This is a genomic window from Halalkalibacter akibai JCM 9157, from assembly GCF_000513135.1.
GTDB classification, from domain to species: Bacteria; Bacillota; Bacilli; order Bacillales; family Bacillaceae_D; genus Halalkalibacter; species Halalkalibacter akibai.
Window position 1 is genome coordinate 1 of sequence record NZ_BAUV01000051.1, and the last position, 22099, is coordinate 22099.

Genomic DNA, 22099 nt, shown 5'->3' on the forward strand with positions numbered 1-22099 from the left:
TTTATGAGAGATAAGGTCATCTGAGTCCTCTCCGAAACCTGCGAGGACACAGAGGCTCTTATTAAAGCGGAAAAGAGCAAATGTTCAAGTCAAGCGGCCAGGAGATACCTTATTGGGAGAATATGAGCTAGGTGGGCGAGGAAACGGGGCGAATAAGGTCCTGTGAGTCCGCGAAGCCAAGGGAATCAGCTGTTTTATGAGAGATAAGGTCATCTGAGTCCTTATGCTAAACCTCGAGTAAACCAAAAACTCCAAAGCAGAAGAAAAAGGAAGAAGTCTACTGGGGTAAAATCCCTTTTTAGACTTCTTCTTTTTCCGCTTCCCTAACTTTTGGTATTCTACCCAAGTATCTGGTGGATAATAAAATCAATCAGATAATCGTAAGGGGATTTGTGTATGCCAGAACTACCAGAGATGGAGAATTACAAAAAATTGCTTGGGGAACGACTTACAGGAAAAACAGTTACTAAAGTAGATGTAACACGAGAGAAAACAATTAATGTACCCGTTCAGCAGTTCAAAGAAGCTGTTGAAGGGAGGAAAGTGGTTAGCATTACAAGAAAAGCGAAGCATCTGGTTTTTACGTTGGATTCGGGAAATCATTTATTGCTTCATTTGATGCTAGGTGGTCTTATGTATGTTGGAAGTGAGAATGATCAACTAGATCGCACTAAACAAGTGATTATTTCTTTTGGTTCGGTCAAACTTTGTTTTATTGGTTTGAGATTAGGATATTTGCATTTACTTACAAGCGATCAGTTAACAGAGCGTTTATCTGATTTAGGACCAGAGCCTTTGGATCCTGCTTTTTCGTTAGAGGCATTTATGAAATTAATTGATAAAAAGAGGGGGATCTTGAAAACGACGTTGGTGAAACAAAAGTTTCTTTCAGGGATTGGTAATCTTTATTCTGATGAAATTTGTTTTGCTGCACAATTGTTACCTAGTAAACAGATGAATGAGTTGAATGAGGAACAAAAAAGATCGCTTTATACGAATATACAAGCGGTATTAAAAAGAGGAATCTCGTTAGGTGGTTATATGGATGTACCTGTCTTTTATGGAGATACGTTAACTGGTTCTTATAACGAGCATTGTTATGTTTATGACCGGGAAGGGGAACCGTGCCCACGTTGTAACCAGAAAATTATAAAAGAGAAGATCTCTTCTCGCAAAGTTTTCTACTGTTTGAATTGCCAGCACTAAGTTAAACTCTAGCCATATAAACTATAAAGGGGTCACAAATGAGCTTTGTGACCCTATAACATTATTTCAGTTACAAGCTTGAAGTAACGTTGGTTAGTTTATCAGACGTTACAGCAACTTGTTCAGCTACTTGATGAATCTCTTCAAAAATAGTGGAAAGGTTTTTCATTTCATCAGCTATTTTGACGTTTTGCAACTTCATTTCTTCCATTGATAAGAGAATTTGATTGAAAAATTGATTGGTCTGGCTAGATTCGTTTGTGCCATTTTCTATATACTGATTATTTTCGTTTATAGAAGCCGACATCGTATACGTATAACGGTTAATCTCACTTACTAAACTTGAAACTTCTGAGACAGTCTCTTTCGTATTTTCTGCTAATTTACGGACCTCGCTTGCGACAACGGCGAATCCTTTCCCGTGTTCGCCCGCTCGTGCTGCTTCTATTGAGGCGTTTAAAGCAAGTAAATTAGTTTGATCAGCGATAGATGTAACAATTTGAGTAATTTGCTCAATTTTCTTAGAAGTCAAAATGAGTTGTTCCATTTCGTTTTGAGATTTTTTTCATATTAAGCTGGGTATCTAGCATGATTTTCTCTAAATTAATTAAACGATTTTGGCCGTCTTTGGACTTTGCTTCGGTCGAAATCGCAATGTTAGAGCTAGAGTCAGTTAATCTATTTATTTCCTGTGTTTTTTGAAGGATTGCTTGTAAGGATGAACTCGTTTCTTCACTAACAGCGGCTAATTCTTCAGCATTTCTACTAACTTCTTGTTTCATAAGTTGTTTTTGTTCTTCCGCTTCGTTGCGAATTCTCTCATTCTCTAATTCATAGGCTTCTAACACAAGTTGTTGCTCAAGATTTAAAATCTTTGTAACAGCCGATACAGATTTTTTAAATTCTTCCTTTGTTACAGTGTGTTGGTCAATCATATCTATTAACGATAAAAGTAGGTCTTGAAAAGCGCACATGTACCATTTGGGCTCTAGTCCAATACGAACATGAACATGGGCGATAATGCTTCGTTGTTTTACAAAAGCGTCATTTAGTTGTCCGCTAAACATTTCGAAAATATGATTGGTCAATGTTTTCTTTAACCGTGCAACTGTACTGTTGTCATTAATAATATTCATAAGTGACTGTTCTTTCGCAAGGTTAGCGTAAAATTGCTCAACAATCTCTTCAAGGTGTTGTGAGACAAGCGGTTGAAGTGTCCGAATAATCATCAAGTCTTCAATTGTTAATTGAATCAATTCAAGCTGTTTATAAATTGTTTTATTTGAAAGGTTAATTCCGACATGATCTCGTTCGTTCTCAACTGATGATAATAAATGATCTTTATTTTTAGCTGTTTTAAACGTGAAGAAATTACTCATCTGTTTACGTACACATCCTTTTATTGAGTGAAAAAGCTAAAGCCACTCTTATGTTTTGTTAAGAAGGTTATTAATTCTGAATCTATTAACGGTGGACTAAATAAGTAGCCTTGAATGTTATTGCATTTCTTTTCTTGTAAAAGGTTAAGTTGCTCTAGCGTTTCGACCCCTTCGGCCAAGACGTTGTATTTTAAAGTGTGACTTACTGAGATGATGGCCTCGATGATAGCTAAATCAACAGGGTTATCCTGAATATCTTTCACAAACGCGCGATCTATTTTCACTGTATTTATCGGCAGATTCTTTAAATAGTTTAAAGAAGAATAACCTGTTCCAAAATCATCAATGGCAATTTGAATGCCTAGATTCTGCAAAGAGTGAAGTACCTTGATGATATATTCCGTGTGGGACATGGCAACTGTCTCCGTTATTTCAAGCTCGATGAAACGAGCGGGGACTTGATATTCAGCTATTAATTGCTTGATTTTAGCAACGAAATCAGTTTGCAGTAGCTGAACAACTGAAACGTTCACAGAAACGGGGATAAAACATCCTGCATCCTGTAACTGTTTAACTTTTCGGAGAGACGTTTTTAAAACCCAATCTCCTATTTCAGTAATTAACCCAATTTGCTCTGCTATAGGAATGAATTCGGCAGGTGAAATTAAGTTTAACTGAGGATGTTTCCAGCGAATAAGAGCCTCTAGACCAACGACCTCTTTGTTTTTCACGTTAACTTTAGGTTGATAAACAAGGTAAAATTCATTTCTTTCAATGGCCTTTTGTAAACCATTCTCTATTTCTACTTGCTTGATAATGGTTTGCTGTTGTTTTAGTGAGTAGAAATGATAGTGACTACCAGCTTCTTTTTTGGCGCTGTACATCGCTATATCAGCTTGTTTAAGAAGATCTTCTAAATTAACCCCGTTTTCAGGGGATAAACTAATGCCAATACTTGTAGATAGGAAGACTTCTTTTCCTTTTAGTTTTAGTGGAGTTGAAATATCTTCAATAATTGATTGAGCTAATCTCTCGATATCTACTAGATTTTCATAAGGAGCGAGAAAAACAAATTCATCGCCGCCTGGTCTGAAAATCTGAACGTTCTCTGTATCCTTTTTTCTTAGTCTTAACGAGAGTTGTTTTAACAGTAGATCACCAAAGGAATGACCGTACGCATCATTAATTAGTTTGAACCGGTCTAAATCAAGAAGAAGCAAGGCAAAAGGTTGTTTGGTTACTAATAACTTATCAATAGATTTATGGAGGTGTAAACTATTTGGAACACCTGTTAGCACATCATGATAAGCTAAATAACGATAACGCATTTTGCTTTTTCTTAGTTCCTCTTCTGCTATTTTCTTCGCTGTAATATCGGTACGAATTGAAACATACTGATAAGGTTTTTGGCCTTCTTTAAAGAAAGGGACGATAGTTGTATCAACCCAGTAGTAAGTTCCGTCCTTTGTTTTATTTTTTATATCTCCTTTCCAAACATTACCTTGTTTAATGGTGTCCCACATTTCTTTGAAAAAAACTTTTGGATGATGATGAGAATTGATTAGTCGGTGTGTTTGACCAATTAATTCTTCTTTTTTATATTTAGTTATTTCGCAAAATTTCTCATTAACATATGTAATGATGCCATTCGCGTCAGTAAAGGCGAGTATGGATGATTGATCTAAAGCATATTTAATAGACAGTAATTCATTTGTCGTACTAACGTAGTCTGATCGACTATCAAACTGAATCATAAATATCTCTCCTGTGCTTTTGGGCTTGCTTAAAGATAAAGTTGAATAAACGTTTGTTTAGGTGAAAATCATTTTTATATAAGACAATTGTCGCATATACAATATGGAAATACTAATCCTTTTTTCGTGGGTATAATTTATCATTGTTTATACGGTGATAATAGTAAATATCTAATGTTTAACTCACCTGCTTAAAATTCCTCGGTAGGTTATATTACGAAATTCGTGTTTCCTTTAGTCGATTAGTACAAAATTGAAGGAAATAGTTGGGAGAGGTAATTTTAATAAACATGAAACAATTCAAATCGTATTTATGGTGGTCCGTAAATTAGTTTCTTTCTACAACTTAACGTTTTTAGTTTAGCTAATGTAAACAATGACGAATTGGGATAAGTCACTTTATAATTGCAAGAATATTCAATTAAAAAAGTGAGGCTTTAAGGAAAGAGGTGTGTCGATCATGCTAGTTTCTACACAGAAAATCTGGAGACCGCTCACGTTAGAAGAAGCTTGGGAAGTGATAGAGAGCTTGGATCAAGAAGAGTATTGTTTTGTAGCTGGAGGAACTTGGCTCCGTACACAATGGGAGTCGAATCTTCGTCCGTATGCACCGAATCTTATAAGTCTAGAAAATATCGAACAAATAAGTGAAATAAGAGAAGACTTTTCCAGTGGCCAGCATGAAATAATCATAGGTTCTGGTGTAACGCTAACCAACTGTCTTAAAAGTGACTTATTGAAAAGGTATGTTCACACGCTCATAGAGGCCATTAAGAAGATTGCTGCACTGTCTATTCGTAACCAAGCAACCATAGGTGGAAATGTCATGACAGCTGCTGGTGATTCCATTACATCATTATTAGTTGAAAAAGCAGAGCTAATCTGGTTTAAAGCAGGGTTCTTTGAACTAGAAACACTTGAGGGGTGGCTCGATCATACTAAAACGAACGATAAGCGAATTTTAGCTGGAATTAAAATAAAAACAGAGGAAAAACGTAAAGATTCTTTTTCTTTCTTTACGAAGGTAGGAAGAAGAGAAGCGTTTACTGCCTCGATTTTGACGATCGCGGGAAAAGGGACAGTAACCGAAGATGGGGTTTATCAAGATGTTGTTTTAGCAGCCGCGGGTGGAAAGAAACCAGGAAGGTTAAAGAATACGGAAAATCGGCTTTGCAACACAAAACATTCAAATGGGTTATTACAATGGGTACACAAAGAAGTTCAGGCTGAATTTCAAGCTACATCAGATCCGTTTTCAACAGCTTCTTATAAGAGGATGGTAGCAGCAAACAGTATCGTTAGTGAATTTTATCAACTTCATCAAGAGGTACAGAAGGGAGGAGGCAGTCTTGTGGTTGAATCATAACTCAAGCGGTGAAAAGTGGAAAGTTAGGCCTGATGGAGTAGACAAAGTAACAGGCAAGCTTCGTTATTTAACCGATATTACATTTCCGAACATGCTTTACGGCAGAGTGTTAAGGAGCGGGGTCCCGCATGCTCGTATAAAGTCTATTGATATCACCGCGGCTGTTTTGTTGCCTGGAGTTGAAGCTGTCTTAACGCATGAAGATATTCCTGGACTTAATGGGTTTGGGATTAGTACACCTGATCAGCCTGTATTTGCGCACGAAGTAGTTCGGTTTGAAGGAGATGCTGTTGCAGCTGTTGCAGCAATCTCAGAGGACATCGCCAAGCAAGCATTAGCTCTCATTCAAGTCGACTATGAACAGTTGCCGATTATTGATACTCCAGAAAAGGCTTTAGCAGCAAAAGCTCCTCAGTTACATGAAACAGGCAATGTTCTTCACCAAACGGAATATGTAAGAGGGGATATTGAAGAAGCGTTTAGCGAATGTGTCCATATCGTTGAAGAAACGTATACAACACCAAGACAAATGCACACGTATCTTGAAACAGAAGGTGGTATTTTTGTTTTTGACAAAGAGAGATTAATCGTGTATGCGCCGACTCAACACGGTTATAAGGACCGGATGCAGCTTTCAAGAATTTTAAATATGACTGAGGAAAGTATCCGAGTTGTGTCAAGTCCAATAGGTGGATCATTTGGAGGAAAGGATGAATTAAATTGCCAACCGTACGGTGCTCTTTTGGCAATTTACTGTGGAAAACCCGTTAAAATGCATTATTCAAGATGGGAGTCAGTGGTTGCTGGGTTGAAGCGTCACCCTATGAAGGTAATGATGAAAACCGGCATAGATGATAAAGGGAAAATTTTGGCCCATCAAGTTCAGATTCTCTCTGATACAGGTGCGTATTCTACTCTTGGGGGACCAGTATTAAATTTTGCAACCGAGCATGCAATGGGGCCTTATCAAATAGCAAACGTTGAAGTGAAAGGGAAAGCTGTTTATACGAACAATGGTGTATCAGGAGAGTTTCGTGGCTTTGGGGGCAACCAAGTGATTTTCGCCCTTGAAGGTCAAATCGACCGTCTTGCTGAAAAAGCAAAGATAGAAGCGTGGGAACTAAGGAAAACCAATTTACGAAAGCATGATGATCTTGGGCCTTTAGGGCAAAGGATTGTCCCAACAAAAGGGCCAGATCAAGTGTGGGAAGCAATCAAACAATCTTCTTTATGGAAGAAAAGAAAACAGAAGGTAACAGGAGAGCTTCCGTGGATTAAAAGAGGGATTGGTGTGTCGATGGCGATGCATGGATCTGGTTTAGGTTACGGGATTCCTGATTATGGTGGTGGAACGATTCGGTTAAATGCTAAAGGGCAAATTGAGGTCGCATTTGGCCATGAGGAGTTTGGGCAAGGACTTTTAGCTACGCTTGAAATTCTTTTAATGGAGCATTTTCAGTGTGCCAAGGAAGATATAAGTATTGTAATAGGGGATACCGATCTCGTTCCATCTAGTGGTTCATCAACAGCTTCTCGGACTACGAATATGGTCTGGCAATCTTTAAATAGATTAAAGAAACCATTCTTAACATCACTATTTAACGTTGTCAGTGAGAAAACGGGTTATCGTAAAGATACTTTAAAAACAGGGAAAGGTGGAGTATGGAGTTCGGATCAAGGTGAGGAGAAACTTGTTATGACCTTCTTAGAACTTATGAAAATAGGAGGAAGTTTCGAGGAAACAACTAATTTCCATTATCCTGTTACACCAGATCCGATCATGGGAGGGCATTATCTTTATACGAGTACGTCCGTAATTGCAGAGGTGGAAGTGAACGTTTTAACCGGTATGGTTGTCGTGAAAAAAGTGGATCATGCTGTAGCAGCAGGACCTGTTGTCAATCCTATGGGTTACTTAGGTCAAATTGAAGGTGGAGGTATCATGGCACTTGGGTTCACTTTGACAGAAGATTCTGTTATGAAAGCGGGTAATTATATTACGAAAAATCTAGATTCGTATCTGATTCCAACTATTTATGATGTGCCAGAAGATCACGGAGTTTTGGCGATTCAAGAGCTGCCGGAGAATGATTCATTTGGTCCTCGGGGTGTTGGAGAAGTGGGGTCAGTTGCGTTAGCCCCGGCAATCATTGCGGCTGTTAAAGACGCTACAGGAGTATGGATTACAGAATTGCCGATTAAGCCAGAGCTATTAATACGACCGTTTGAAGGTGAAAGCGTTGAGGTGGGGGGAGACTATGGATTCAAAAGTGAATGTGAGTGAAAAGTCTAGTTACTTGCTGAATACGAAGGTAAACGGAAAGGTATTAAGTTTGAACGTAGATCCATCTCGTAGATTAGTTGATGTGATTAGATCCGATTTACAGTTAACAGGAACGAAAATATCGTGTGAGATGGGCCGATGTGGAGCGTGTATGGTTTTAATAGATGGGAAGCAACAGAATGCCTGTTTAACCATGGCTTATCAATGTGAAAACAAGGAAATTCAGACGATTGAAGGAGTGTGTGATGAAAAAACAGAGCTTATCCAGCAAGCGTTTTTAGAGGAGGGTGGCTTCCAATGTGGTTATTGTACACCTGGAATGGTGATTTCAATAAAAGCAATGCTTGAGGAAAACCCGAAACCGAGTTTTGAAGTACTGAAAGAAGGACTAACAGGAAATTTATGTCGCTGTACAGGTTATGGAGGAATTTACCGAGTATTAAGACGCTTAAGTTGCTCGACCTCAAGGTAAAGGAGAGTGCCACTATGAGAGAATTTTATCGTTATTTAAAGAGGCTGAAAAATGATCCGGAACATCATGGCGCGATGGCGACGATTATCAAGGTACAAGGATCCTCTTATCGTCATGAAGGAGCCAAAATGCTTTTTTTGAAAGATGGTTCACAGCATGGTTTAATAAGTGGCGGTTGTCTTGAAGAGGACTTGAAATATCATGCTGATGAGGTAATGGTAAAACAAATCTCAAAGACTGTTCATTATGATTTAAGATCAGAGAATGATCTCGATTGGGGGCAAGGGGCAGGATGCAACGGAAAGATTACCGTTTTACTTGAGCCTATCAAATGGGAAGAGACCTTCTCTAGTGTTCTAAAAGTTCTAGAAGCTGGTGAAGAGGTAATTTCAGTATGTAAAAGGGATGAGGGGCACCAGTGCGCTAGATTTTATTACACTCTATCAGGAGTGAGTATCGGTGCAGGTCTGTTTAATCCACCTAGGATAAAGCAAATTATAAAGGAATTTGTCCAAAATGGAAAAACGATAGCGAATTTCTATTTAGAGGAGCACAAAACATCTATTTTACTCGAGCTTCATAAAAGCAAAGAAGATTTGATTATTTTCGGAGCAGGCCCAGATGTCGAGCCGATTGTGAGAAGAGCAGCTGAATTTGATTTTAACCCAATTGTTATTGATCCAAGAGAAAGCAGATGTCAGCCATTATACTTTCCAGATGCATCTAAATTAATTTGTGAACACCCTGAAAGTGTATTAATGAAAAAAACGATAGATTTATCAGGGTATGTTTTGATTATGACTCATCATTTTATGAAGGATCAAACATTACTAGAATACTTTGTTCAAAATAAACCGCAATATTTAGGTGTGTTAGGGCCGAAGCGAAGAACAGCAAGGTTGTTATCTACAGACCAAGTTCCAAGTTGGATTCATTCTCCGATTGGGATGGATATTCAAGCAGAAGGTTCGGATGAGATAAGCATTAGTATTTTAGCTCAACTCATTTTAGTTCGAAATCAAAAAAGAGCTAAAGAATGGGGAAAGGATTTTAAAACAACCGCAGTTTGATGTGAGGAAGTGGCACGATGGAAAAACAAACAGTTTGTGCCGTTATTCTGGCGGCTGGGAAATCAACTCGGATGGGAAAAACGAAGCAACTGCTCCCGTTATATGAAAATGAGAGCATGCTTGAACTAGTCATTAATAAAGTAGTAGACCAAGTGTTTGATCAAGTGCTAGTAATCATTGGTCATGACGCAAAGGAAATTCAAAAAAGGATTGGAACAAGAGATGACTGCCAATTTATAACTAACGATCAGTACTCGCTTGGACAAAGTACCTCTTTTCGGAAGGCCTTTATTCACATGTCACCTTCCACTGATGCGGCCATGTTTTTCCTAGCTGATCAACCTTATATTAAAAATTCAACAATTAGAGAAGTGTTAAAAAGGGGAGTAATGAGACAACTGTGTGAACCTAATCCATTTGTGATTCAAGCGTATTATCAAAACGAGCCAGGCCATCCTGTTTACTTTGGTAATGTGAACGAAATAGATTTCTCATCCTTAACAGGTGATGAAGGAGGAAAGGGGTTATTTAAACAGTTAAATAAAGAGCAGTTGCCTTTAAATGATTCAGGGATAATCTTTGATATTGATACTCCGCAAGATTATCAGAAAGCCCTACTTAATTTAAAAAACAAAAGCTGATCCTACCGAGTTAAGGAAGGATCAGTTTTGTTTAATTAGCTGGTTTCTCTAAACGTTTGTTAAAAATCGAATGAATAAATAACGCTGTTCTAAGTCTTAATGTTTCGTCAGAGCCTTTAATCTCGAGTCCTAATAATTCTTCACATTTTTTAATCCGGTAAATCACCGTATTTCGGTGTATGAATAGAATTTTAGCAGTCTCAGCTATTTGACAATTGTTGTTTAGAAAAACAGATAACGTTTGGACTAAATCTTCTTTTTCTTTATCCTTTGGATAAGCTAAATCTCTTAACGTAGATTTATAGAATTCTTTTAATTTTTGAGTAGGAATGGTTTTATAGATCTCAGCCAATTCTTTAATCCGGTAGCTTTTGATAAAACGCCTTTTATTCTCGCGATAACCAGCTCTTAAAGCATCAACCGCTTCTTGATAGGAAGTGGGAATTTCTTTTAAGTTTTCACTATAGTTGCTAATTCCAAACGACATGGCCGAATCTATCGTATGATATAGATCGGTTTGAAGTTCAGTAAGTGCCTCTAACACAATTCTTTCTTTCTCTTCGTTATAGAAATCAAATCCAACTAAAATAGTAAACAGATCTCCTTTGGTAAACACGATCGAGTTTTCAAGTTGTTTTGTTAACATAGATTCGACCATTTCATAAATGCGATCTCGTCTTAAACTCATTTCTTTTTCGGCTTGTAATGGGTGAGTATCATGATAGAAATCAGAGGCATCATCGAGTTTACATGTGATGCAAATATATTGTAGTGACTTTTTCAGATGATAAGCTTTGCCCCGGTTTATGATTTCCTCTTCACTAGGGATGGCCCCCTCAACCAGATCAGCAAAGAACTCATTTTTAAGTCTTCGTGAATGTTGCTCAAGTGCATGAAGTTTCATAAATTCAAAGGAAATGACGTTAGCTGCTTGCTCGATCGCTAAGGTAAAAGGAGAAGCGGTTGCTAGTGTTTTTCCGAAGATAATGATGTATCCCTTCTGTTGGTTCGTTGTATTAATCGGGTATATGGAAAACTCAGTAAATTCATTGCCTTTTCCTTCGCGAGGTAAAGTGAGAACTTTATAAATATCCAAATCCTCGTGATGAATTCTCTCGTGAATGTACCAATAAATCTCAAAAAATGCATCTTTATCAATGTTGTGAGAGTAAGCCATAATATCAAGTCGGTAATTTAATAAAATAACAGGGAGTTTTAAGATAGAAGCTAAACTTTCAATGATATTAGAAAAGCCGCCTCCTGAAATAACAATGTTGGTAAATTCTCTATGGATATTCAATGCGTAATCTAATTCATGTGTACGTTCTTTTAGAATACATCCTAAGGCTTCGTTTAGCATTTCCCCTAAAGAGTAATTTAAAGGGATTTCGATAATAGGGAAATTGAGTTCATTGGCTTTTTGAAGAACATTAGTAGGGATTTCATCAATGAAACGCTTGGTTTTTAACCCTAAGCCTGCGCAACCTTGTTTTGCCATTTGTTTGACAAGCTTCATAAGAGCATTTGGGTTATTTTTTATGGAATAAGCTGTCGTTAATAAAAGCTGATTATTCGTCAAATAATCAATGATATCAGGAGCATCCATTAGGTTGACGGACTGGACTTGATTGCTTAACCCATTTTCACCTGCAACAACAGTCGCCTCTTGAAATGTCGGTAAGTTCAAAACATCTTGTAATCTCATAACCATCACTTCCACCATTCAGTCTTAGTCTTGTAGACAATGTACAAGAAATTGAACAATTCTGAAAGATTTTCGTCAGGAAATATAACAAGATATATCCAATTATTAGTTAAAACGTACAAAATGAAGAGTGTAAAAACTAATTTGAATTGAAGTTTCTTTGTTAAATGAAAATCGAAAATGGTTAAAAATGAGGTGAATTAATCTTACATTAAGTTGGGGGATAAATTGGTTAGGTATTTCAAATAGCTGGTTCTAGAAGCGTTGTAAAAGCTAAAGTGGAATGGAGCGGAAAGCAAGTGCCAGCAGCGCAATGGAACGGGGCCGTAAGGGAATTGTAGAGAAACTAATACTTTTCACCTCAGCTTTTTGTTGCTTCTAACCAATACTTCAGTAAGTTATTGTTTGATTCGAACAATGACTGTCAATGGGGTTCATTTTATGATGTGTGTAATCAAATAAGAGAAGAAGGTGGATCACTTGAAGTTGACGATGGAGAAGGTTAATGAAATGACTCGAAAACAATTTGTTGAGCAGGTTGGATGGGTTTTTGAGCATTCACCATGGGTAGCTGAACATAGCTTTGATGAACATCCGTTTCAAAGCCTTGAGCAAATGTATAAGAGTATGGTCGGACATATGTATGCTGCTAATCAGTCCTTACAACTACAACTATTAAACGCTCATCCTGATTTAGGAACGAGAATAGAGGTTTCGCCTTCTTCTGAAAATGAACAGAAGAATGCTGGGTTACATCAACTTACTGAAGTGGAATTTCAGGAGTTCTCTGTTTTAAATCAAACGTACATAAACAAATTTGGCTTTCCGTTTATCCTAGCTGTTAAAGGACATGATAAATCTTCAATAAAAGCAAGGATGATATTGAGAATTGAGAATGATGTAGATTCGGAGCTGGAAACAGCTTTAAAAGAAGTTAGAAAGATTGTGAAGTTTAGACTTTGGGAGTTAATTAGTGATCAATATATAGAAAGTAAAATGGCAGAGGAGGGAGCTTAATGTCAGGAAGGCTATCGACGCATGTACTTGATATAAGTACAGGAAGGCCTGCTGAAAATGTGGTGATTGAATTATGGAAACGCACTGAATCAAAAGAAATGATTAAAGTACTAGAAACGAAAACAAATAAAGATGGTAGAGTTGATGAGCCATTACTAGAAGGAGAAAGAATGATAGTTGGAAGTTATCAATTACTCTTTCATATCGGAGATTACTTTAACGCTTTAGAAGGTGAGAGCTCTCCGATTTTTAATCAGGTTCCCGTGCAATTTGAGATAGCAAATGAAGCAGAAAACTATCATATCCCCTTATTAATAGCGCCAGGCGGATATAGTACGTATCGAGGAAGTTGACTTACACATTGAAAAATTAAAGGAGTGGAATTTGATGACGGGGAAATTCAGAAAAAAGGTTGGGATGGGTTTAACTAGTTTAATGTTGTTGGTTTCGTTATCAGCATGTGGCGGAGAAGATGTGGTGAGCGAGTCAGGAGAAGCAGAGTCAGTGAAACTCGTATTAAACTGGTTTCCTAAAAGTCAACATGGCGGAGTTTTTGCTGCTGATGATCAAGGGATTTTTGCTGAGAATAACTTAGATGTTCAAATAGAAGCTGGTGGCCCACAAGTTTCCTCTATTCAAATTGTCGCTTCTGGAAATGCAGAATTTGGTTTGGCGCATGCAGATCAAATTGTGATTGCGAGAAATGAAGGTATTGAATTAGTAACGTTAGCTACCGTTATGCAAAATAGCCCCGCTGCTCTTATGTTTCATGAAGGAAAAGGAATTCAAAATTTTGAAGATTTGAATGGCAGAACAGCTTATATCCAACCCGGAATTCCTTATTGGGATTATCTAAACAGTAAATATGATTTAAGTGAGGTAACTGAACTTGGTTATACAGGGCAGCATGTTAACTTTATAAACGACTTGGAGTCTGTAAGTCAGGCTTTCGTTACTTCTGAACCGTTTTTCCTTGGTAAGGAAGGGGTAAACACAGAAACGATGCTAGTTTCAGAGTCTGGTTTTGATCCATATAACGTAGTGTTGTTTGCAACGAAAGATTATATTGCTGCTAATAAAGACACGGTTCAACGTTTTGTAACTTCGTTTGTAGAAGGTTGGAACTATTACGAGGAATCTCCTTACGAAATTAATGAAATCATCCACGAAGCCAACCCTAATCTAGCAGTAGAAGACCTTGAATTTGAAACAGATGCACAAAAACCTTTTGTTTACGGTGGGGATGCTGAAGAGCACGGTTTTGGCTATATGACAGAAGAACGTTGGAAGCTTCTAATTGAACAACTAGTAGAACTAGGATTACTAGAAGAAGAATTTGATGCCAACGACATTTTTACAACTGAATTTCTACCTTCAGCGAAATAAATTTTAATAAGTAATTCCCAAGGTCCACTATGAAGATATCGTAGTGGGCTTTCTCCTCCCGTTTCATTACGCTGCAGGCACTTGCTTTTTGCGGGGAGGATGTCAAGCCCCCACGACTTCGTCTGTGTGGTCTTGCCCTTTCCTCTCTTCTCGCAGGAGTCAAGTGCCTTCCGCTCCATTTCACTTTGTTATTACTTGGCAATTGAATTTTAAAAGTATACCTCAAGTAGCTTTCTATTCTCAAACAATAACCAATTGTGACTAGTGTTTTTATAAAAATGTGGGAGTTAATCTCACATTATATGAATCTACTTTGACCTACTATGATGTCCTTCCCTCAGAAACCCATCGGATTTTTGGTTACTTAATACAAAAAATAAGCCTTTTATTGGCTAGTTTGAATAATGACTAACCGATTTAAATTTTCTACAATGGTAAAAATTAAGCGCTATGTAAAGGGGTGTTGAGTGATGATCACAACCTGTCAAATAAATAAGAAACGACTTTGGGATTCCCTGATGGAACTAGGTGAAATCGGAGCGGACCCGGCAAAGCCGGAAGAAGGAGTAACAAGACTTTCTCTGAGTTTAGAGGATTTAAAAGCAAGAGAGTTTACTATTAATTATATGGAGAAAGCGGGACTTGAGGTAAGAGTTGATGCAGTTGGAAATATTATTGGGAAGTTTGCGGGAAAAGATCCTTTGGCGCCAATTGTGATAGCTGGTTCACATATTGATACGGTGATACAAGGTGGGAAGTTTGACGGGGCTCTTGGGGTATTTGGGGCGATTGAAGCCGTTCGATCCATTAAAGAATCTGGAATTAGTCTTACACACTCTATTGAAGTGGTTTCGTTTACGGATGAAGAAGGGACCCGCTTTGGTACAGGTTATATTGGAAGTAAAGCCATCGTTGGTTGTCTTGAAGAAGAAACGTTTCAATTAACAGATGACCGAGGAATTTCCTATGCGGAAGCATTCCGTCAAGCGCAGTTGAATCCAGCATTGTTTAAAGAGGCAATGAGAAAAAAAGAAGATGTTAAAGCATATGTTGAACTGCATATTGAACAGGGAAGAGTGCTTGAGGACCAAGATGTAGCGGTTGGAATTGTCACGGATATACAAGGCCCCGTTTGGCTTGAAGTAACTTTTCAAGGGTTTCCTGATCATGCAGGGGCTACGCCGATGAATATGAGAAGAGATGCTGGTCTCGCAATGGCTGAGTTAATGTTAGTCGTTGAAGAGATCGCAAAAAAACATAACGGAGTTGGAACCGTTGGTAAAATGCATGTCGAACCTGGGGGAGTAAATATCATCCCTGGAAAATCTGTTCTATCTATAGATTTAAGACATGTTGATAAGAATAGCAGAAACGAGATGATTGAAGAACTTTATCAAGCTATTTCAAGAATTAATGAAAAAAGGGATATTAGCGCTTCTGTGGAAATAAAGAAACAAGTAGATCCAACTTCTTGTTCTCCAGAAGTAATGGAATTAATAGAAGAAAGTTGTCAAGAGTTAAAGGTCAAAGCGATTAGGCTTCAATGCGGGGCAGGGCATGACTCCTTAATGATGACAAAGTTAACCCAAATGGGCATGATTTTTGTTCGATCAAAAAATGGGATTAGTCATAATCCTGAGGAATGGACAGACAAAGAAGATTGTATGATTGGAACACAGGTGTTGCTAAATACATTGGTGAAACTAGCTAAATAAGGTGTTTGAGGGGGATTACGATGCGAGAACTAAATAGATTGAAAGTACCTGCTAGAACGATTATGACACCAGGACCAGTAGAGGTTGATCCGAGAGTTTTGCAAGCCATGTCTTCTTCTATTCTTGGTCAATTTGATCCAAGTTTTACTTCGTTAATGAATGAGACGATGGGGCTGTTGCGACAAGTACTTCAAACAAATAACAAATGGGCTTATCCTGTAGATGGCACATCAAGGGCGGGGATAGAAGCTGTGTTATGCAGTATCATTGAAGAAGATGATAAAGTTCTAATTCCGTCTTTTGGACGATTTGGTGGATTATTAACCGAAATTGCAGAACGGTGCGGAGCTGAAGTGCATTTGATGCATTGTGAGTGGGGGACGGTTTTTGAACCTGAACAAGTGATAGCTGAGTTGAAAAAAATCCAACCGAAAGTGCTCGCGATGGTTCATGGAGATACGTCTACCGGAAGGATGCAACCGTTAAAGGAAATTGGCATGGCGTGTAGAGAATTAGATATTTTATTTGTAGTCGATGCTGTAGCAACCGTCGCTGGAACAGAAGTGAAAACCGATGAATGGATGATAGATGGATTAATTACTGGTACGCAAAAGTGTTTGTCGGTTCCTGCTGGAATGGCGCCTTTAACGTATAATGAACGGATTGAACAAGTGTTACTGGAACGGAAGTCAATCGAAAAAGGATTGTTAACCCAAGACTTGGCCGTTAGCTCAAGTGGGAGGAGAATTAGAAGCAATTACTTAGACTTAAGTCAGTTGCAAGATTATTGGAGCCCTGCCCGCTTGAATCACCATACGGAAGCAACGACGATGTTGTATGGTTTGTATGAGGGTTTAAATATTATTTTAGAAGAAGGCTTAGAGAATCGTTATCAAAGGCACCGTTTAAATGAGCAAGCGCTTGTCTCAGGTATCGAAGCGATGGGGCTGACTTTATTCGGAGACAATCAATTTAAGTTACCAACTGTAACCTGTGTTCAGATTCCGGATGGAGTGGACGGGGATTCTGTTAGGAAAATGCTGTTAGAGGACTTTGGGATTGAAATCGCAAGTTCTTTCGGTCCGTTACATGGAAAAATATGGAGAATTGGTACGATGGGTTATAGTTGTCAACAGAGAAATGTTCTAATTACCTTGGAGCCTTAGAGGCAGTTTTACTGCGTCATCAGGTGAGCCTTAACAGAGGTGATGGAGTTCAAGCAGCTTTAGATATTTACAGTCAAAGAAGTGCTATTGTTAGTTAGGAGGCGGAAAATGGTTAATCCTTTTAATGCTTTTGTCGATCCGAATTTAAAGATCACCTCAAAACATGAGGGAAAGTTAACCGGTTATCAGTTTGCGGTTAAGGATGTTTTTGCCATCAGGGGAATTCAAGCAAGTGCAGGAAATCCAGATTGGCTAAAAACGCATCCACCGGCTGAACAACATGCAACAGCAATCAAAAAGCTTTTGAGCGCAGGTGCGGCTTTGCAAGGAACAACGATTACCGATGAGTTGATGTATAGCTTAAATGGCGAAAATGTTCACTACGGAACACCAGTGAATCCACAAGCTAAAGGCCATATTCCGGGAGGCTCTTCGAGTGGTTCTGCCGTCGCAGTCTCAGCTGAATTAGTAGACTTTGCGCTAGGAACCGATACAGGCGGATCTGTTCGCGTTCCAGCCGCTTACTGCGGAGTCTATGGGTTTCGTCCAACTCATGGAGCCGTTGATATAAATGGGGTTATTCCTCTTTCTGAGAGTTTTGATACCGTAGGCTGGATGACAAGAGATTCAAAACTATTACTAGATGTAGGGCTGGAATTACTAGAACAAAATCAGAGTGAAACTTCTTCTTTTTCTACTTTTCTCTTCGGAACAGATGCGTGGGAGTTAGCTGATCTATCTAGTAGATCGACCTTATCTCATTTAATCAATCATTTGATTAAAAACGCAGAGGAAAGTAGTTGGATTCAAATTGCTCCTGAGGGTCTCGATCAATGGGCGACTTGCTTTAGAGCTTTACAAGGAACGGAGATTTGGAAAACACATGGAGACTGGATTCAATCGATTCAACCTTCTTTCGGTCAAGATATTGAAGAAAGATTTAAATGGGCTAGTATGCTTACTGAGGTAGATGGAGAAAAGGCGAGGACTTTGAAAGAGCAAATTAAATATAAGCTGATAGAATTGCTTGGAAAAGACAATGTGCTAATCATTCCGACCACTCCAGGAGAAGCTCCACTTTGCGGTCTATCAGGTAGTGAAATTGAATCGCGACGGTCGAAAACGATGCAGTTGTCTTGCATTGCTGGCTTAGCTGGATTGCCCCAGGTGACGATTCCGATAAAAGGGGATGGTCCACCAGTTGCTTGTTCGATTATTGCCGGTCTTAACCAAGATCTTAAGTTGTTAAGATGGGTTTATGAAAATGAATTCATGTGGAAGACGGAATCGTAAATTCTTTATCTGTTGAGGGTTGATCTAATATAATGTATAAGCTGGTGATATGATTTAGGAGTGGGTGTTTTTATGGCGAAACCGATGATTGGTGTTTTACCGTTGTATGATAAAGAGAAAGAGAGTTACTGGATGCTACCGGGATACATGAAGGGGATTGAGGATGCTGGCGGGATCCCAGTCATGTTACCGTTAACTACAGACGAGGAAACAATTGTAAAAATAGCCCATACGTTTGATGGCTTTTTATTTACAGGAGGTCAAGATATAAATCCAGAGTTGTATGGTGAGGAATTAAATGAGATTTGCGGGGAGATCTGCATCGAACGTGATCTTATGGAATCGGTTCTTTTTAAATATGTCATTGAACTGGATAAACCGACATTAGGAATATGTCGTGGTTTGCAGCTATTTAATGTCCTGTTAGGTGGAACCTTATATCAAGACATTCCAACACAGCAAAGGGAGAGTCAAATGAAACATAAGCAAAATCCTCCCTACACAGAACCTGTTCACGACGTGTACATAGAAAAAGATACCCTTCTTTATCAAATTCTTCAGATAGATACTCTTAAAGTTAATAGTTATCACCATCAGGGAATTAAAGATATTTCAAGACAATTAGTGCCTGCCGCAAGTGCATGTGACGGGTTGGTTGAAGCAGTTGTGATGCCAAATAAAAAATTTGTCTTAGCTGTTCAATGGCACCCTGAGTTTAATTATAAGTTGGATGATTCTAACTTTAAGTTGTTTTTAGAGTTTGTGAGAGCGTGTAACTGATCGGAACTCAAGTAGATTTCTTGATAAAAAGTTAAAATGTGTTAGTGCACTAAGAGCGATTGCTAATTAAGAAGCAATCGCTCCTTTCCTTGTTAAATAAACGTTTGAATAACTTATTTTTTTCTTGTTTTTATTATTTTGTTAAAATAACGTACAAGAGGTGATCAAATGTATAAAAAAATTAGAGTAGCGATTATTGGATTAGGGGTTGTAGGACAAAGGCTGATAAAGGATTTTAATGAAAATCAACATACAGTCATTACGACAGTTTGTGACCTTGATGAAACATTGGCCCAAAACATCGCTACAGCAAATGGCGATGTTACCTATTACACCGATTATAAAACATTGTTAGAAGCAGAAGATGTCGATTTGGTCTATGTTTCCGTCCCGCCTGCCCTTCATTTTGATATTGTCATGGAAGCGATTCGGCATAACAGACACGTCCTTTGTGAGAAGCCTTTAGCAAATTCGATTGAAGAAGCAGAAACAATGTGGAAAGCAGCTGAAGAAGCAAATGTTGTCCACGCGATGCACTTTCCTTTGCCTTATTCTGCTCCCGTTAGAACAATACAAGAATTAGTGGAAGAACAGGCATTGGGTGAAATAAGAAGAATTTCATTACAATTGCATTTTGATGTGTGGCCAAGGCCGTGGCAACAAACACCATGGATTGGGACAAGAGAGCAAGGTGGTTTCATCCGTGAAATCCTGCCTCATTACGCACAGCTCATTCTTCAGTTTTTTGGACCCGTTCAAACGGTGCATTCAAAAGTAGAATTCCCTGAGAACCAAAGCATTAGCGAAACCGGTTTAATTGCTCATCTCACATTAGAAAATGGAATAGAAGTATTAATTGACGGCTTAGTAGGACAAGCAGAAAAAGAAAAAATTCGCTTTACCATTCATGGAACACAACAATCTATTTCATTAGAAGATTGGAGAGTTCTGAAAAGCGCTAAACGAGGGGAGAACATAGTTGAAGTTGACCAAAGCCAAATTAAGCCCTCTTCAGTGAATCTGATAGAAGAGTGTGTAAAAGCTATAAGCGGGCAAAAAGCTTTTTTAATAGATTTTAAAATGGGTTACGCTGTACAAAAGATATTAGAAGAGACAAGAGGAGCTACATTATAGATTGGGGTATTTTCCCAGTAAAACTTTTTGAGATTAATATTGACAGAATGTTCGTTAAAGATTAAAGTGAATATATTGATTAGACTGATAATTCAATAAAAACTCTTATCACGAGTGGCAGAGGGACTGGCCCGATGACGCCCAGCAACCGTTCTATTAGAATTGGTGCTAATTCCTGCAAAACAGAAATGTTTTGAAAGATGAGAGAGGCATTTATCTATTTTGATGATGATTAACCTCTCTATCTAGAGAGGTTTTTTGCTTTTCTTTTAGACAAAAAAAAGAGAAAAAGAAAAAGGGAGAGAGACACATGAAAAAGGGGTTTTTAAAAAGAGCGTTAGTACCAGCATTAGGGTTAGGATTATTGTTAACTGGTTGTTCGGCAGGAGGAAGTGCTTCTGAACCAGCAACAGGCGCAGTGAGTTTTGATAATGTACCTGAGCGATTTGCAAGTGGTGATGGAGCTAGCATTAAAGTCATTCGTAAAATTGGTGGAGACGATCATACGGCTCAGTTTCTAGCAGGGGCAAAAGAGGAAGGCGAGAGCTTAGGCTTTAAAGTAGATGTGTTTACAGCAAATGGTGACTCAGCAAAATTCCACGATGCGATTGCTCAAGCGTTAGAAGAAGATTATGATGGCTTTATTATTTCTCACGGCGACGATGCAGCAACTGTAGATAGCGTACAAGCTCTAGTTGAAAAAGGAAAAAGCGTCGTAACATTTGATTCAAATGGAGATTTAGCAAATGTTGAGGGGGTAACACTTACTTCTCAAGATGACGAAACCCTTGCTTCGCTTGCTCTTGATCAATTAGTAGAAGACTTCAATGGTGAAGCAAATGTCGTTTATTTATGGGTTGACGGTTTCCCACCAATGGTTAGAAGAAACAATGTGTATCAAGATGTGTTAGCTAATAACCCAGGTATTACAGAAGTAGAACGCTTTGGTGTAGCGGCAGCTGATACGTCGGTTCAAACGCAAAACGCTGTAGCAGCAATGTTGACGAAACATCCTAAAGGTGAAATTGATGCGATTTTTGCTACTTGGGATGCATTCGCCATTGGGGCTGCTCGTGCGATCAAAGAAGCTGGTCGAGATGAAATTAAAATTTACGGTATTGATGTTTCCAATGCGGATCTTCAAGAACTACAAGAAGAAGGTAACCCATGGAAATATACAGCTGCAGTTGATCCGAAACTAATCGGCGCAGTTAATATGAGACTTGTTGCTAAGAAGTTAGCAGGAGAAGAAACTCCCGAGTCATATGATCTTGAAGCATCACTTATTTCACAAGAACAGTTACTACAGTCTTCTGAAGCTGTAAACATGGTTAACCTTGCGGATACGATTGAAGGCTGGGGACAATCTACTGCTTTTGAAGAAGATTGGATGAAAGTGTTAAAAGAACACTATTCTAAATAATTGATAGCTAAAAGGATAACGAACTTTCGATTCTGTGTTAATGAACAGGTCATTGGGAGTTATCCTTTTTTCTTTTGGGTGTTTATGCATGCTTGTTGTTTTTGTGGTTTAGGTGTCCTTCACATGTTCGTTTCATTGCGCTGCAGTCAGTCGCTTTCAAGTCCACTGAAAAAAAGGTGTGTTTTTCACCTTTTCTCAGTGGACTCTAGCAATGAGCGGAACCGTTACAAGCTCTTAAAGCCTACTATGAGTGGGTTTCTCATAGTAGGTGCGTAACGTGTGGAGCCATTGCTGCTTCCTTGAGTAAA

17 protein-coding genes, 2 pseudogenes and 1 riboswitch are annotated in these 22099 nt (G+C 38.5%); of the genes and pseudogenes, 15 read left to right on the forward strand and 4 right to left on the reverse strand.

Features of this window, described 5'->3' with window-relative positions:
- The first annotated feature begins 396 nt into the window (after positions 1–396).
- Positions 397–1206: an Fpg/Nei family DNA glycosylase gene (locus JCM9157_RS19375; RefSeq protein WP_035667378.1), complete on the forward strand. Its 810-nt coding sequence runs from the start codon at positions 397–399 to the stop codon at positions 1204–1206.
- Between the two features lie 70 nt (positions 1207–1276).
- On the opposite strand, the pseudogene JCM9157_RS23630 reads toward JCM9157_RS19375, so the two are convergent.
- The 3 genes and pseudogenes from JCM9157_RS23630 to JCM9157_RS19385 all read right to left on the reverse strand — a co-directional run.
- Positions 1277–1747: pseudogene (locus JCM9157_RS23630) on the reverse strand (methyl-accepting chemotaxis protein); the annotation flags it as partial.
- Positions 1728–2585, reverse strand: coding sequence for a globin-coupled sensor protein (locus JCM9157_RS19380; protein WP_052013272.1), 858 nt, complete (start codon positions 2583–2585; stop codon positions 1728–1730). The pseudogene JCM9157_RS23630 and the gene JCM9157_RS19380, both read right to left, overlap by 20 nt.
- A 20-nt stretch (positions 2586–2605) precedes the next feature.
- Positions 2606–4339: a sensor domain-containing protein gene (locus JCM9157_RS19385; protein WP_052013273.1), complete on the reverse strand. Its 1734-nt coding sequence runs from the start codon at positions 4337–4339 to the stop codon at positions 2606–2608.
- 460 nt (positions 4340–4799) lie between these two features.
- On the opposite strand from JCM9157_RS19385, the gene JCM9157_RS19390 reads away from it, so the two are divergent.
- From JCM9157_RS19390 to JCM9157_RS19410, 5 genes are read left to right on the forward strand one after another with little or no spacing between them, the layout of a single operon-like run.
- Entirely contained in the window at positions 4800–5705 is a 906-nt protein-coding gene (locus JCM9157_RS19390; protein WP_035667380.1) for an FAD binding domain-containing protein, read from the forward strand.
- Positions 5689–7989 (forward strand): xanthine dehydrogenase subunit D, encoded by a 2301-nt coding sequence (pucD, locus tag JCM9157_RS19395; RefSeq protein ID WP_035667382.1) that lies wholly within the window; start codon positions 5689–5691, stop codon positions 7987–7989. Before JCM9157_RS19390 ends, pucD begins: the two co-directional genes overlap by 17 nt.
- Positions 7964–8461, forward strand: a complete 498-nt coding sequence (locus tag JCM9157_RS19400; protein WP_035667386.1) for a 2Fe-2S iron-sulfur cluster-binding protein — start codon at positions 7964–7966, stop codon at positions 8459–8461. The genes pucD and JCM9157_RS19400 overlap by 26 nt, the downstream gene beginning before the upstream one ends.
- Before the next feature lie 14 nt (positions 8462–8475).
- The gene (locus tag JCM9157_RS19405) at positions 8476–9531 is read left to right on the forward strand and encodes an XdhC family protein (RefSeq protein WP_035667390.1); all 1056 of its coding nucleotides are present in this window, start codon (positions 8476–8478) and stop codon (positions 9529–9531) included.
- Between the two features lie 17 nt (positions 9532–9548).
- Positions 9549–10172, forward strand: coding sequence for a nucleotidyltransferase family protein (locus tag JCM9157_RS19410; RefSeq protein WP_035667393.1), 624 nt, complete (start codon positions 9549–9551; stop codon positions 10170–10172).
- A gap of 31 nt (positions 10173–10203) precedes the next feature.
- Here the strand turns inward: JCM9157_RS19410 and JCM9157_RS19415 are convergent, their stop codons facing one another.
- Complete coding sequence (locus JCM9157_RS19415) at positions 10204–11877, reverse strand: PucR family transcriptional regulator (RefSeq protein WP_035667422.1); 1674 nt, start codon at positions 11875–11877, stop codon at positions 10204–10206.
- A 480-nt stretch (positions 11878–12357) separates the two neighbouring features.
- Between JCM9157_RS19415 and uraD the strand changes: the two genes are divergently transcribed.
- The 9 genes and pseudogenes from uraD (at position 12358) to JCM9157_RS19460 (ending at position 21791) form a co-directional block, all read left to right on the forward strand.
- Positions 12358–12894, forward strand: a complete 537-nt coding sequence (gene uraD, locus JCM9157_RS19420) for a 2-oxo-4-hydroxy-4-carboxy-5-ureidoimidazoline decarboxylase (RefSeq protein WP_235715052.1) — start codon at positions 12358–12360, stop codon at positions 12892–12894.
- Positions 12894–13247 (forward strand): hydroxyisourate hydrolase, encoded by a 354-nt coding sequence (gene uraH, locus JCM9157_RS19425; protein ID WP_035667398.1) that lies wholly within the window; start codon positions 12894–12896, stop codon positions 13245–13247. Before uraD ends, uraH begins: the two co-directional genes overlap by 1 nt.
- A gap of 34 nt (positions 13248–13281) precedes the next feature.
- Complete coding sequence (locus JCM9157_RS19430; RefSeq protein ID WP_035667400.1) at positions 13282–14280, forward strand: ABC transporter substrate-binding protein; 999 nt, start codon at positions 13282–13284, stop codon at positions 14278–14280.
- A gap of 470 nt (positions 14281–14750) precedes the next feature.
- A complete protein-coding gene (locus JCM9157_RS19435; RefSeq protein ID WP_035667402.1) occupies positions 14751–15995 on the forward strand; it encodes a Zn-dependent hydrolase in 1245 nt (414 codons plus the stop codon).
- A gap of 20 nt (positions 15996–16015) precedes the next feature.
- Positions 16016–17259: pseudogene (locus tag JCM9157_RS19440) on the forward strand (pyridoxal-phosphate-dependent aminotransferase family protein).
- 10 nt (positions 17260–17269) lie between these two features.
- Positions 17270–18454, forward strand: coding sequence for an amidase (locus JCM9157_RS19445; RefSeq protein ID WP_035667405.1), 1185 nt, complete (start codon positions 17270–17272; stop codon positions 18452–18454).
- Positions 18455–18526: 72 nt separating this feature from the next.
- Entirely contained in the window at positions 18527–19234 is a 708-nt protein-coding gene (locus JCM9157_RS19450; RefSeq protein ID WP_035667407.1) for a gamma-glutamyl-gamma-aminobutyrate hydrolase family protein, read from the forward strand.
- Positions 19235–19402: 168 nt separating this feature from the next.
- Complete coding sequence (locus tag JCM9157_RS19455) at positions 19403–20368, forward strand: Gfo/Idh/MocA family protein (RefSeq protein ID WP_035667408.1); 966 nt, start codon at positions 19403–19405, stop codon at positions 20366–20368.
- A gap of 102 nt (positions 20369–20470) precedes the next feature.
- Positions 20471–20575: riboswitch (SAM riboswitch) on the forward strand.
- 103 nt (positions 20576–20678) lie between these two features.
- The gene (locus JCM9157_RS19460; protein WP_035667410.1) at positions 20679–21791 is read left to right on the forward strand and encodes a sugar ABC transporter substrate-binding protein; all 1113 of its coding nucleotides are present in this window, start codon (positions 20679–20681) and stop codon (positions 21789–21791) included.
- Positions 21792–22099: the final 308 nt, after the last annotated feature.